Origin of the sequence: Lacticaseibacillus baoqingensis, from assembly GCF_003946165.1 — a bacterium.
GTDB lineage: Bacteria > Bacillota > Bacilli > Lactobacillales > Lactobacillaceae > Lacticaseibacillus > Lacticaseibacillus baoqingensis.
In genome coordinates, this window is the sequence record NZ_RHOI01000022.1 from 1 (window position 1) to 14,234 (window position 14,234).

The 14,234-nt window shown below is 53.9% G+C and carries 10 protein-coding genes and 1 pseudogene; 7 read left to right on the forward strand and 4 right to left on the reverse strand.

Translation table 11 applies throughout. From position 1 onward, the window contains the following. Positions 1-126: 126 nt before the first annotated feature. The 3 genes from EKM91_RS13880 to EKM91_RS09285 form a co-directional block, all read right to left on the reverse strand. Entirely contained in the window at positions 127-270 is a 144-nt protein-coding gene (locus tag EKM91_RS13880) for a hypothetical protein (RefSeq protein ID WP_164508522.1), read from the reverse strand. A gap of 109 nt (positions 271-379) precedes the next feature. Continuing rightward, on the reverse strand, positions 380-3,484 hold the full coding sequence (locus tag EKM91_RS09280; RefSeq protein ID WP_125753154.1) for an AAA family ATPase: 3,105 nt from the start codon (positions 3,482-3,484) through the stop codon (positions 380-382). Between the two features lies 1 nt (position 3,485). Then, positions 3,486-4,601, reverse strand: coding sequence for an exonuclease SbcCD subunit D (locus EKM91_RS09285; protein WP_125753157.1), 1,116 nt, complete (start codon positions 4,599-4,601; stop codon positions 3,486-3,488). A 57-nt stretch (positions 4,602-4,658) separates the two neighbouring features. On the opposite strand from EKM91_RS09285, the gene EKM91_RS09290 reads away from it, so the two are divergent. The 4 genes from EKM91_RS09290 to menC all read left to right on the forward strand — a co-directional run bounded on the left by EKM91_RS09290 (position 4,659) and on the right by menC (position 9,329). Beyond that, positions 4,659-5,276: an HAD family hydrolase gene (locus EKM91_RS09290; protein ID WP_125753159.1), complete on the forward strand. Its 618-nt coding sequence runs from the start codon at positions 4,659-4,661 to the stop codon at positions 5,274-5,276. A gap of 302 nt (positions 5,277-5,578) precedes the next feature. Beyond that, complete coding sequence (locus EKM91_RS09295) at positions 5,579-6,943, forward strand: M20/M25/M40 family metallo-hydrolase (RefSeq protein ID WP_125753162.1); 1,365 nt, start codon at positions 5,579-5,581, stop codon at positions 6,941-6,943. Then, the gene (locus EKM91_RS09300) at positions 6,934-8,205 is read left to right on the forward strand and encodes an MFS transporter (RefSeq protein ID WP_125753166.1); all 1,272 of its coding nucleotides are present in this window, start codon (positions 6,934-6,936) and stop codon (positions 8,203-8,205) included. The genes EKM91_RS09295 and EKM91_RS09300 overlap by 10 nt, the downstream gene beginning before the upstream one ends. Continuing rightward, on the forward strand, positions 8,202-9,329 hold the full coding sequence (gene menC, locus EKM91_RS09305; protein ID WP_125753169.1) for an o-succinylbenzoate synthase: 1,128 nt from the start codon (positions 8,202-8,204) through the stop codon (positions 9,327-9,329). The genes EKM91_RS09300 and menC overlap by 4 nt, the downstream gene beginning before the upstream one ends. A 70-nt stretch (positions 9,330-9,399) precedes the next feature. On the opposite strand, the gene EKM91_RS09310 is transcribed toward menC, so the two are convergent. Continuing rightward, entirely contained in the window at positions 9,400-11,022 is a 1,623-nt protein-coding gene (locus tag EKM91_RS09310) for an ABC-F family ATP-binding cassette domain-containing protein (protein ID WP_164508523.1), read from the reverse strand. A 369-nt stretch (positions 11,023-11,391) separates the two neighbouring features. Between EKM91_RS09310 and EKM91_RS09315 the strand changes: the two are divergent. The 3 genes and pseudogenes from EKM91_RS09315 to EKM91_RS09325 form a co-directional block, all read left to right on the forward strand. Next, positions 11,392-11,979: pseudogene (locus EKM91_RS09315) on the forward strand (DNA/RNA non-specific endonuclease); the annotation flags it as partial. 76 nt (positions 11,980-12,055) lie between these two features. Beyond that, entirely contained in the window at positions 12,056-12,730 is a 675-nt protein-coding gene (locus tag EKM91_RS09320; RefSeq protein ID WP_125753176.1) for a hypothetical protein, read from the forward strand. Between the two features lie 185 nt (positions 12,731-12,915). Next, positions 12,916-14,205: an ammonium transporter gene (locus EKM91_RS09325; protein ID WP_125753179.1), complete on the forward strand. Its 1,290-nt coding sequence runs from the start codon at positions 12,916-12,918 to the stop codon at positions 14,203-14,205. Positions 14,206-14,234: the final 29 nt, after the last annotated feature.

Below are 14,234 nucleotides of genomic sequence, written 5' to 3' on the forward strand. Positions count from 1 at the left end.
CACGCAAGGTCTTAGGCTGGAAGACACCATCTGAGGTTTACCTAGGCAAAAAGTTGCACTTGAGTTGACAATTCGTCGGCCAAATAAAAAACGCGACCCTTTTAAAGGTCGCGACAGACTGTGAGTTTAGTTTTCATTTTCCAACCGCTCGGCATCTTTGTCGATCGTGGCAAACCCTGACTCGGTCTTTTTCTTGGGATGTTCTGCGCGATCCTTTTCCGCTTGCGCGATCAAGGCCTTGCGCTCTTGTTTACTGAGCTTTCCTGCCATACTTCTCGCCTCTTCATCAATGATTTTGAGTTGAGGGCAACATGCTCCCGACAAGTTAGTTATACCACTTATTGCAACCGTTAGCACATTAAGTTGCGATTTGCTAATCCTAGGCCCCTAAATGCACCGGCGTGATGTGGCTGTCGCCGGCTCCTGTTGGCGTCACGCGCAATTGATCCGGGATCCCAGTTTGCAAGGACTCGACATGGCTGATGATCCCGATCATGCGCGATTGGCCTTCAATGCTTTCCAATGCGTCTAAAGCGACCGCTAAGCTGGCACTGTCCAATGAACCAAAGCCTTCATCGATAAACAAAGCATCGATCGTGATCCCCCCCGCTTCTTGCTGGATCACTTCGCCTAATGCCAATGCCAACCCTAATGCCGCAATGAACGACTCACCGCCAGATAAGGTGTGCACCGAACGCGTTTCGCCGACTTGATCATCATACACATCGATTTCTAACCCAGAATCATTGCGATAACTCCCAGGATCGCCGTGCAGCTGCAATTGATAGCGCCCATCAGACAACCCTTGCAGGCGCTGATTCGCCACCACCAGCACTTGTTGCAAGTATGCCCGCAGCACATAGCGCTCTAAACTCAGCTTCTGATCGTTATTGCCATTGACTACCGCCGCTAAGTCTTGCAGCGCCGCGGCTTCAGCCAATGCTTGTTGATTGGCCTGATAATCACGATCGATGGTGTCATGAAGCGTTTTGGCTTGCGCCAAGGCATGCGTGGCCGTGGCTAGTTGTGCAGATGCCGCGCTGGCAGTTTCATCAGCAGCTTGGCGCTGGGCCGTTAATGCAGGCAGATCCGGCAGCGGCGCTGGGCCGATCGCAGCCTCAGCCGCCGCCAGCAAGGCCATTTGTTGGGCCTTGGCTTCACGCGCAGCTTGCAGCTGCTGGGTCAAAGCCGGGATCTCTTTTGCCGCTTTGACCCAGGCAGCAAAAGTGGCTTGATCCGTTTGGTGATGCTTTCGCAGCGCTTGATGCAGCCGCGCTTCGGCTTGCTGCAGCGTTTGGGTGAGCTGCTGTTGTTGGGTGGTGAGATCATCAAGCGTGGTTTGCAAGCGGGTATGCGTTAAGCGCGCGGCTTGCAGGGCTTGGGTGGTTTGGGCAGTGGTGTCGTCATACTGCTGCACGCGCTTGGTTAAAGCTGCCGTTTCCGCTTGCAAGTCGGCCAAAGCAGGCGCTTGTTCAGGCACTGCTTCTTGGGCGGCAGTGTATTTGGCGGTGGCTGATGCCGTGGTTAATGCTGCGGCTTGCGCTTTAGCCGCAGCGGTTTGCAAGGCTTGATCAAGCGCTTGTTGCGCTTGGGTCAGCTGTTGGGCGGCTGCTTGTAAGTCTTGCTGCTTGGTTTGTGCTTGGGCGACTGCTTGGTTCAATGCCGCCACGCGCTGTTTGACAGCGGTAAGTGTCGCTTCAGCATCTGCTTGGGCATGTGTTTTGGCTTGGGCTTGGATCTGGGCGGCCAGTGCTTGGCAGTCAACTTGCCATTGGCTCTTTTGGGCTTGCAGCTGTTGCACTTGCGCTTGGGCTTGAGCTGCGGCAGCTTGGGCCGTGTCGCGGGCTTTGATCGCGGCTTGATAGTCTGCTGGTGCTACCGCTTTGGCAGTGCTGGCGGCGGGATGCGGATGCGTCGTGCTGCCGCACACCGGACATGGCGCGCCTGGCGACAAGGCCAAGACTAACTCTGCGATTTGGGCCGTTAGCCGCTGATCATTTAAGGCGGTATAAAAGGCGCTGCGCTCAGCTAACGTCTTTTGGGCTTGGGTCAGCGCCGCTTGGGCTTGTTGCAATTGGACTTGATTGGCGGCCAAGCGCTGCTGCACCTGTTGGCGCTGTTGGGCCAGTCCTTGTAGTTGGGTAAGCAACTGTTCGGCTTGATGCGCGGCTGGGGTTTGATCTGCTTTTGCTAAGGCTTGTTGCGCCGCTGCGTTGGCCGCTAGGCGCGCTTGCCCCGCTTTTGCCGCTTCTTGGGCGGCTTGTTGCGCCGCTTTAGCCGCTTGTTGAGCGGTAGTGGCGGCTTGCACTTCAGCCGCTGCTTGTTGCAAGGTTTCCAGCTGCGTTTGCAAGCGGCTCATCCCCGCCAGCTGCTCTCGGGCATTGGCGATCGCTACGGCTTGGACTTGCAAAGCGTCTTGTTGGGCTTGCAGATCATCGACTGCCGCCGCAGCAGTGTTTAACGCGGTTTGGGTTTGGCGGCGCTGTTGGCCCAAAGCGTCGCGCTGTTGGCGTTGGGTTTGCACTTGGGCAAAAACCGGCTGCCAGTCATGCGCCCATTGCAAGTCTTGCAAGCGCTTGGCAGCCGCGGTCAGCTGATCGGCTTGTGCCGCCAGTTTGGCCAATGCCTTTTGGGCTTGGGCTTTTTGGGCATAAGCGTGCGCAATGGCGGTGCCGGTTTGCAAGGCGTGATTGGCTTGCTCATAAGCCGCCTTGGCCGTTTGGGCTTTAGTTTGTTGGTCCGCTAAGGCGCTTTGTTGCGCCGCCAAAGCTTGGGCCATCGCCTGCAAGCGGTCGGCTAACGTTGCGTTAGCCGCCGGCAAAAAAGCCCCATAATCAAATTGTGCGGCTAATGTTTCTAACCGTGCCGCTTGTTTTTGGCGGCTGGCCGCTTGCTGTTTGGCCAATTCTAACAGTGCTTTTTGCCAGCGGGCATATTGGCTGGTCCCAAACAAATGCCGCAATAATGCCCCTTTAGTGTCGGAATTGGCGTCTAAAAACTGGCGAAACTTGCCTTGTGGCAGCAACACCATTTGCCGAAATTGATCGGCATCTAAGTGCAGCAAGTTTTCGATTTGCTCACGTACTTGTTGGATCTTCGTAAATTCGGCTGCTTCAACCCCGTCTTTGAAGACTTGCAAGCTCACCTTGGCACTCACCTTGGTCAGCCCGCGGCCGCGTTTTTTAGCCAGCAGCTGATCCGGGGCGCGGGTGATGCGATAATGCCGATTTTCATGGCTAAAATCCAGCACCACCCGCGTCGGCTCCTTGGAGGTGGCAAAATTGGCGCGCATTTCAGCGCCGGTGCGCTCACCGCCAGTGGTCGTGCCGTATAAGGCAAACACCAGCGCATCAAAGATCGTCGTTTTGCCGCTGCCGGTTTTGCCGCTGATCAAAAACACCGGCGTGGTCTCAAAGTCACTAAAATCAATGCTTTCATGCCGATAAGGACCAAAGTTTTGCATCTCTAGTTGTGCTAACCGCATCTCAAACCTCCTGTTGACTCGCCGCTAATGCTTGCTTGGCCCAAGTCTTTTGTTGCGCCGTCAGCGCCGTCCCGGTGGTCACCTGATAAAAATCCGCCAATAACGGCAACGGCCCAAGCTTGGCCGCTTGCACTTGCGGCGTTTTGGCCAAGCGCACCCCATGCGCGCGATCGAGGCTGATCACTCGCGGAAAGATCGCCCGCAAACTCGCCATCACATTCGGGATCACTTGGGTATCCGTCAGCGTGATCGCGGTATACGCCTCCCGATCTAAGCTTTGATAGTAATCAGGATCCGCCAAATGCGCAAAGCGATCCGTCAAGTGCTGGACCTCATATTTTGGCGCCAAGGCCATGAACTTGCGGGTCATGGTTTGGGTATCCAAGATGTAGACGCCTTTGGCTTGCGCCACTTCTGAAACGGAATATTTCAATAACGCCCCCGAATATTGGATCTTCTCCGCCTTTAAGGCGTGGCGATTGTGCAAATGCCCCAATGCCACATAGTCAAACGGGGTCAGATCACTGACGGCAACAGCATCCAAGCCGCCGACATTCACGCGCGTTTCCGAATCCGAATGCTCGCTGCCGGCAGCAAAAAAATGCCCGACCAGCACATGCTTTTTGTCCGCGGCAAACATGGTCTGCATCTTGGCAATCACTGGGACCATGGCTTTGGCAATGTTAGTTAAGCTGTCATCGTCAAAATATTGGCGGGCCATCACCGGCTCAAAATATGGCAGCAAGAAAAATTGCGTGTCGCCTAAGGTCACCGGCGAAAACGCCTGATCCAAGCGGGTATTCAAATATAATTGCGTGCTTTGATACCAATCCCGGCCGGTGTTTAAGCGCACCGCAGAATCATGGTTGCCTGAAACCACCAACAGCGGATACCCGAGCTCGCGGTTGAGGCGCAATAACATGCGGTTGACGACTGCCGTGGCCGCTTCACTGGGCATGGCCCGATCATAGAGATCCCCGGCGATAATGATCGCATCCACCTGTTCTTTTTTGGCCACTGCCACCAAGTGTTCAAACACCGCTTCTTGATCTGCTAAGAGCTCAAACCCTGCGAGTTTCTTGCCGATATGCCAATCGGCTGTGTGTAAAATTTTCACCAGCGATCGCCTGCTTTCCTGTTATACTAAAGCCATCCACGAAAGGAGTGCTTTTGGTTGTCTACATATATTTTTGATGTCGACGGCACCTTGATCGATTCCGTGCCGATGTATTTGCATGGCTTACAAGACGCTTTACACGCCCGCGGGCGCGATTTTGCCTTATCCGATTTGACCTTTTCCAATGGGATCCCGTCTAGTGATACCGCCACTCAACTCGGCTATTTTGGCTCTGAGGCAAAAGCGTTGATCGCTGAGTGGCTGGCTTGTACCAAGCCCTATGCCCAAAGCGTCGACTGGATCCCGGGGATGACAAAAACCATGCGCCAATTGCGCCAAGCCGGCCACCGCTTAGGGATCGTGACCAGCAAGGCCGCGGCAGAATACGCCTTAGATGATGCCCGTTTTCACTTTAGTGATTACGTCGACACCGCGGTGGTCGCGCATGACACCAAGCGCAACAAGCCTTTTGGCGACCCCATTTTACTGGCGCTAAAACGGCTCAATGGCAGCCGTGAGCATGCGGTGTATGTCGGCGATACCATCACCGACTCGCAAGCAGCCGCAGATGCGCAGGTCCCGTTTGCCTTGGCCACTTGGACCACGGCGCCAAGCGGGGCATTGGCGCCGATCGCCTATGCGTTAAAGACCCCAGAAGCGCTACTGTCATTATGACACAAGCTTTAGCGATCCTCAGGCTAAATTCTGCCGAACGCTAACCCCGCTACCCCTAAATTTCGCTAACCAGCCACCGCCACTTGCTGCGGCGGCTTTTTTTGATGGCCAAAAAGCGCTCAGTGCAAAACACGTGTTAGCTTTTCTCACCAGAATCCGCTTACATTACTAAAAAATCAGTTTAGGTGAGCTAACGTGACAAAATCAGTCGTATTTTTCGTCATCAGGGACTAAAGTGACCTCATCAATTGATCGATCGACTGACTATAGTTAGCTAAACTGACATGAAAGGTGGTTTGCGTATGACACCAACTCCCATCAATATCGGGGACGATCCCACCACCGCCCTCGCTGAATTTATCCATTGTCACAGCATCAGCACCGATGCTTGCGGCTTACAACAAGCCGTCAAGTTTCTCACGACACACCTCAACGCCGACTGTCACGCCACTGTCCACACCGTTGCCACCGCCGGCCAGCCGGTGATCATCGCCGATATTGCCGGCCAAGGCCCACACACCTTGTTGCTTTACGGCCATTATGACGTGATGGATCCCGGTGACAAAGCGGATTGGGCCAGTGATCCGTTCACACTCACGCAGCGCGACGACCGCTTATACGGCCGCGGCTGCGGCGATAACAAAGGCCAGCTGATCGCCACGTTAAGCGCTGTTGCCCGCTTCGTCAAGGCCCATGCGGATCATCAACTCGGCATCAAAATCGTCTTAGAAGGGGAAGAAGAGCAAGGCAGCCGGCATCTTGACGCCGCTATCAGCCAAGCCAAACCGACTTTGCTAAAAGGGGTGCAAAAAGCTTTTGTGATCGACGGGTCGATGAATGCGTCAGGCGATCATGTCGTGCGTTTAGGCAATCGCGGTTTGTTTGGTATCCGGCTGCACATTCGCTGCGCCAGCCATGCCAACCATTCTGGCAATGCCGGCAATGTCATCGAAAACCCGTTTATGCGATTTCAAACCATTTTGGCGCAGCTTTATGACCCGCAAACTCAGCGGGTGTTGATCCCCGGATTTTATGACGGCCTCATGACCCCAGATCAACAAGCGCTGGATTGGATCGCAGCGCTGCCTTTTGATCCTGAAAAGCTCGCCCAAGTTTTTGGCGGGCCGCTATTGACCACTGACCAACGCGATTATTTCACCCGCTTAATGTTTCAACCGACCTTCAACTTGTCAGGCATTCAAAGCGGCTACACCGGTGCCGGCGTCAAAACGATCATTCCCGGCGACCTTGATGCCAGCTTGAACATGCGCTTAGCCCCTGGCCAGTCGGTGACCAAGATCAAACGCGCCACCCAAAAGTGCTTAGCCCCTTATGTGGCGGCTAAGCAGCTCGTTTACTCGATCACCGGCGAACTCGCCCCGACCTACACCACCGACGCCACCGCCGATATCGCCGCCTTGCGCCAAGCTGCAACCGCGGCTCACTTGCCATTATTGGTCGAGCCGGTCATGGCAGGCTCTGTGCCTAACGCCGTTTGGGCCCAAACGCTGGGGGTCAAAACTTTCACCATTCCTCTTGCCAACTTTGATCAACATAATCACGACACCAACGAAAACATTTCTCTTGACGCATTTAAAGCGGGCAGCGACTTGATCCAAGCCTTGCTGACTCGCTACGAAAAAGGAGGCCCAAGCCTATGGAATTGACCCATGCTGCGACACCTGCCAAACTTTCACGCCGGGCACAGCTCGCCTTTTTGATGAGCTATATCGGCTATGTGATTTGTTTTATCGATCGTTCCGCGATCAGCATTACGCTGCCTTATATTGGCAAAGAAATGCAGCTAAGCACGGCAACGCTGGGGATCGTCTCCAGTGCCTTTTTCTTCAGCTACGCGCTGATGCAGATCCCTGGCGGTTGGTTGACCGACAAAATCGGCACCTATAAAGCGATCATTATTGCCATCAGCATGTGGTCGTTTTTCACCTTGATGACCGGCTTTGCTTGGTCATTGATCGCCTTAGTCGTGATCCGCGTCTTATTCGGGATCGGCGAAGGGATGTTTCCTTCTGCGGCGCTGACTTCGATTTCAGAATCATTCCCTTATGACAAGCGCTCTACCGGCACCGCCAATTTGATCTCGTCTAACGAAATCGGCGCCGCCGTAGCGCCAATGTTGATGGCGCCGATCATCGCCACGGTCGGCTGGCGCGGCGGGTTTCATGTTGTCGGGATCATCGGGCTGTTGTTTGTGGCCGCCTTTGCCGCAATGATGTTTCGCTATCGCAAAGCCGCCAGCAATCGGCAGCAAGATTCGACGCGGCCGAAGATCGCTTGGCGCACAACGTTAAAAGACAAGATGATCTGGGAGTTCTTCTTGATCGTCTTTGGCGTCAGCGCCACGACCAAAGGCATGGATTCTTGGATGCCGACTTACTTATTGACGACGCGCCATATCAACTTGGCAAATCTGGCCTGGTTAGTGCCTTTGCCATCGATCGCCGCCGGCATCAGCGCTGTTTTGGCCGGCTGGCTGCTGACCAAATTATTCCGCGGCCATGAAAAGATCTTCTTAGCCTTAGCCGCTATTTTAACCACGGTTTCCATGTACATCATGTACCGTTCCACGTCTTTGATCAGCGTGGTGACTTGGGAGATCTTAACTTATTTCTTCAAGTCAGCCGCATTTTCCGGCGCGTTTGCGTTTTTCGCAGAACTGGTCAGCAAAGAACGCTATGGTTCCGCCATCGGCATTGTCAACTTTGGCGGCCAATTAGCAGGCTTTGTGGCGCCTTTAGCGATCGGCTTTATCGTCACCGCCTTCAAAGGCGCTTATGCCCCAGCATTTTTATTCTTAGTCATTTGCGCCGCACTGGCTTCTATCACCGCATTGTTGATGAATGACAAGCAGCTGCGCGCCCACAAGCAAGCCGTCCAAGGCACTCCAGAAAAAGAGGTTACCCCATGAAAATTGAAAAAATCACCTTACGCAAAGTCGACATTCCCTTACGCGATCCGTTCGAAACCAGCTTTACCCGCATGCTCACCAAAGAAACGATCATCGTTGCAATTACCGATGCAGCCGGTACCACCGGCTACGGCGAAGTTTCAGCCTTTGGCGGTCCGTATTACAGCGAAGAATTTCGCGATGGCGCTTGGGTCGTGTTAAAAGAATATTTAGCCCCGCTATTATTAGGGCAAACCATTGCGCATCCAGATGACATGGATGCCTTAGTCGCACCGATCCGCCGCCACAACATGGCTAAATCCTCACTGAACTGTGCGCTATGGGACATTTACGCCCAAGAGCAAGGCCTCAGCCTCGCCAAAGCGTTAGGCGGCACCAAAACCAAAGTGGAAACCGGCGTCAGCATCGGCGTGCAAGACTCCCCTCAAGCCCTGGTCGCGGTGGTTGCCGGCTATCTTGCCGATGGCTACCGACGCATCAAGTGCAAGATCAAACCCGGCAAAGACTATGAGTACTTAGCCGCCGTGCGCCAAGCATATCCCGACGTCATGCTCATGGGCGATGCCAATTCTGCTTATCGCCGGGCCGATTTTAAAATGCTCAAACGCCTCGATGACCTCAACTTGATCATGATCGAACAGCCCTTGGAGCCAGGCAATCTGCTCGATCACGCGGATCTGCAAAAACTGATCAAAACGCCGGTTTGCCTAGACGAATCGATTCTTTCAGTCGCCGACACCCAAAAAATGATCCGCCTCGGCAGCGGCAAGATCATCAACATCAAAGTCGCGCGCGTCGGCGGGTTAAGCACTGCCCGCAAGATCCAAGCCTTAGCCCAAGAAAACGGCATCGACTGTTGGAGCGGCGGGATGCTCGACTCAGGCGTCGCCAGAGCCGAAAACGTTGCCGTGGCGACCTTGTCCGGGTATACCTTGCCAAACGACATTGCCGCGTCAACCCGCTATTATGACGAAGACATCATTACGCCTACCGTGGCTTTAGATGGCACCTATATCGACGTCCCGACAACCCCAGGCATCGGCTATCAAATCGACTGGCAGCACCTCAACGCCTTCACCACCGACCAATTGACCTTGACCCCGCAACAAGCAGCGATCTTTTAACCGGGTCAAACCAACGACTAACAAACAAGGCTGAACCGATAATCGGTTCAGCCTTGTTTGCGTATTATGCTTAATATAGCGCAGCGACTTGCTTTTGGGCGATGTCATGGGCGATAAATTCATCGTACGTGGTATCTGCACGGTCCACGACGCCTTTAGGGCCAACTTCGATGATATGGTTGGCAATGGTTTGGATGAACTGGTGATCATGACTGGTAAAGACCACCGCGCCAGGAAAATCGATCAGCGCATCGTTTAAGCTGGTGATTGATTCCAGATCCAAATGATTCGTCGGGTCATCCATCAACAAGACATTGGCTTTAGACAGCATCATCTTCGCCAAGTATGAGCGCACCTTTTCGCCCCCGGACAACACGGTGACTTTCTTCAATGGCTCATCCCCACGAAACAGCATCTGCCCTAAGAAGCCGCGCAAGAAGGTGTTATCTGATTCTTCTTTGCTGGCAAACTGCCGCAGCCATTCGAGGATGTCAAAGCGCTCATCGCTGAATTCAGGGGTGAGATCTTTAGGCATATACGCCCGGCTGGTGGTGACGCCCCAAGTGACCGTACCGGCATCAGGTTGCATGGTCCCGGCAACGACTTGCATCAAGTAGCTGGTCGTCACATCAGAACGGGAAATGAACGCCGTTTTATCGCCTGGGCGCAAGATGAAGGAGACGTTGTCCAAGACTTTTTCGCCTTCAACGGTCAAAGACACATTTTCTACCCGCAATAAGTCATTGCCAAGCTCACGTTCTGGGACGAACTTGATGAAAGGATACTTGCGAGAAGACGGCTTGATGTCGTCTAAGGTGATCTTTTCTAACTGTTTCTTGCGGCTGGTCGCTTGTTTAGACTTTGACGCATTCGCAGAAAAGCGCGCCACGAATTCTTGCAGCTGCTTGATCTGCTCTTCTTTTTTGGCGTTGGCGTTTGACCGCAGCTGTTGGGCAAGCTTGGACGATTCCATCCAAAAATCGTAGTTGCCGACAAACATTTCGATCTTGCCAAAGTCCACGTCGCACATCATCGTGCACACCGCATTGAGAAAATGCCGGTCATGGCTGACCACTAAGACGGTATTTTCATAGCCGGCTAAGAAGTCTTCCAGCCAGGCGATCGCTTGCGGGTCAAGCCCGTTGGTCGGTTCGTCTAACAACAGCACATCCGGCTTGCCAAACATCGCTTGGGCCAACAAGACTTTGACTTTTTCCCCTTCTGGCAGCTCTGCCATCAAGGTTTGGTGCTGGCTTTCTGGGATGCCGACCGATTGCAACAGCTGGCTGGCATCGGATTCGGCGTTCCAGCCGTCCATTTCCGCAAACTCGCCTTCCAATTCGGCGGCTTTGATCCCATCTTCTTCGCTGAAATCAGGCAAGGCATATAACGCGTCTTTTTCGGTCATCACCTCAAAAAGCCGCTGGTGGCCTTGTAACACCGTGTTCATCACGGTTTGATCATCAAAGGCGAAGTGATCTTGTTTCAAGCTGCTCATTCGCTCGTTGGGGCCCAGTGACACGCTGCCAGTCGTTGGGGTGAGCTTGCCTTCTAAGATCTTCAAAAAAGTCGACTTACCCGCGCCATTTGCCCCAATGATCCCGTAACAGTTCCCTGGGGTGAATTTCAAGTTTACGTTAGCATATAGGGTCCGGTCGGTGAACGTCATCGAGACATTATTAACTGTAAGCAATACCTTACCTCACTTTGTTTAGAAGTCGTTGCAAAACACATTGCTATTCATATTACCAGAATTTTTTGCTTTGGGCAATCTATAGTAGACAAGTTGCTTTTTAAGTGGTATCCGCTACACTGAATGCAGCAAGGAGGTAACTGCATGCTCATCTTAGGACTCATCGTGTTGTTAGGCGGCATCGGGCTTTTGCTGCGCCACCCCCCGCGCGCCAAAAAAGCCCGTACCCGCCGGCGCAAGCAAGCCGCCAGTTTGATCACTATCGGCTTGGCCTTAGCGTTAGGACAGCCTGTGCAGCAAAAAGTGACCGGCCCTAAGGCGCCTGTTCAAAACACCGCCCAAGCCCCGGCTAAAACCGCTGACGCCACCGCACAGCCGGTGGCCAAGCTGGCCATGCTGACGTATAACGGGGAACAAGAAATCACCATCAACAATAATGATCCCGCCTTTTCGGCCCATGAACTCAGCACCGCTAAAGGCCCTTGGACAAGTTTCAGCAACTTGGATCAATACAATCGCGCCGGCGCGGCAGAAGCCTTGCTCAACCGTCAGTTGATGCCGACCCAAGACCGCCAGCCGCTGACTTTCGACCCCACAGGCTGGCACAATAAACGCGTACATGGCACTTGGCTGTACAACCGCAGTCACTTGATCGGCTTTCAGCTGTCTGGGGAAAATAACAACCCTAAGAACTTGATGACCGGCACCAGAGAGCTGAATTCGCCGCTGATGCAAGCACATGAAGACGATATTGCCCACTACCTCAAACAAAGCCCCAGCCATTATGTCCGCTATGAGGTGACCCCGGTTTTTCGCGGGGATGAATTGCTGGCGCGCGGCGTGGCGATGCGCGCACAATCGGTTGGCGACCACACGATCCGCTTTAACGTTTATATCTTCAACGTCCAACCTGGCGTCATCCTCAATTACGCCGACGGCACCAGCCGCTTGCAATGACCAATCAGTCTGCAGACTGACGCTTGCGCGGCCAAAATCGTGTACGCTGAACAAGAAGCTCAGTGGAGGAATGAAGATGGATAAACTACAGATCTACGCAGACGGCTTGTTTGCCCAAGGCGACCAACGGCAAAAAACCGTCGTCTTAGCAGCCATGGAAGCAGACTATCAAGCGGCGATCGCTGCCGGTCAAACTCCAGAAGCCGCGTTGCTGGCAGTCATGTCAACTTATGCGGATGCTGGCGTTGCCAACCATCACCAAAGTATCGGCATCGATGCCGCCACTGCCAACAGTTTTTGGCGGCGCGCGGAATTCACCGCGCGGCTGACCGCTTTAGGCATCGCCGTGTTGATCGGCGGGTTGGCGATCATCGTCGTGGCCAGCGATCATACCGGCGGTTATGGGGCGGGGGCGTTTTTTGTCACCTTGGCCATCGGCGTGGTCTTATTGCTGATCCCGCGCCTGCTGCACCGCGGCGGTCACAAAGCCAAACGCGTCTTGATCGCCCCGGCCACGCAAGCGCTGGCCCAACAAAAACTCGCCGCTTACCGCCAGTCTTATGTGATCGGGTTGTGCACCGGCATTGGCTTATTGATCGTGGCGATCGCCCCGGTGATCGCTTTGAACAGTGCATTAGGCGTCGCGTTGATGTTTTTGTTAGATGCGATCGGCTGTTTTTTCATTATCTACGTCGTGACGATCCAAGCCAGCTACAAAAAGCTCTTACGGCCTAAGGCCAAATTACGCTGAGCGCCAAGGGCCGTCAATCAAATCTGTCACCTATGCTGACATCTCCTAAATTTTTCCAAACGCCGTCATCACGGCGTTTTTTTTATGTTCGCCACCAACGTCAAAAAATATAAAGCGCTTACTTAAATTGGTATGGTGCAAACCGGTGCTACAATATCCCCAATCATTTTTTGGGAGGGATCCATATGAACATCGCAAACACAGCTTTTGTCATCCTCGCCAGCGTCTTGGTGTGGTTTATGACCCCCGGACTGGCCTTTTTCTACGGGGGATTGGTCTCCAAGCGCAACGTGGTCAATACGATGCTCTCGGTCTTTTACATCACCGGGATCGCGATCTTATTATGGGCCTTATGCGGGTATGAACTTTCCTTTGGCCCCGATCATCTTGGGATCATTGGGTCGGTGCGCGGCTTATTCATGAATGGCGTGGATCTCAACTCACTGCGGCCGGACAAGCTGCCAGAAGGCGCCTTCGCCTTGTTTCAAATGATGTTTGCGATCATTACCCCGGCATTGTTCATCGGTGCCGTCGTCGGCCGCATCCGCTTTAGCTTCTTAACTTGGTTCATCGTGTTATGGAGCGTGTTGATCTATTACCCGCTAGTGCATCTGGTTTGGAGTCCCAACGGCTTGATGGCCGGCTGGGGGGTCTTGGATTTTGCCGGCGGCACTGTCATCCATATCAACGCCGGGATCACCGCGTTAGTGTTATCCGGCTTTTTAGGCGCTCGCCACGCCAAACAAACCGAGCCGAACAACCGGCCATGGGTCTTGTTAGGCACCGCCATTTTGTGGATCGGCTGGTACGGCTTTAACGCCGGCTCTGCTTTAGCCGCCAACACCACCGCCGTCAACGCGGCGCTGACCACGAGCGTTGCCGCCGCCAGTGCGATGGTGGCTTGGATGGTATTGGATGTGCGCCAACATGGCAAGCCGACGTTGATCGGGGTTTGTACCGGCGCCTTGTGCGGCTTAGTCGGTGTGACCCCGGCTTGTGGGTATGTCACGATATTTGGCAGTTTCATCATCGGGATCGCGGCGACGGCATGTTCGTATTGGTTCATTGAAAAACTCAAGCCGCGGCTGCATATCGATGATGCCTTAGACGCTTTTGGGTGTCATGGGGTCTCTGGGATCGTGGGCAGTATTTTGACCGGCGCTTTTGCGACTAAAACCGCCAACTCAAGCATCGCCGAAAACGGGCTGTTTTATGGCGGTGGCTGGCACTTGTTTGGAGTCCAGCTCGGCGGGACTGCCGTGACGATCATCTTAGTTGCCGTCATGGCCACCGTGATCATCTTGATTTTGCGCCGGTTCATCCCGATGCGCGTCACCGCCCATGATGAAAAAATCGGCTTGGATCTGTCTGAACACGGCGAAGTGGCCGAATCCCATGACGACATGAGCGACGTCTTGCGCTACCCGGATGAATTCCAAGGCCAGATGCGCGGATTTGATCCGCGGAATCAATAGCCGCCAAATTAGAGGCTTAAAAGTTGCAT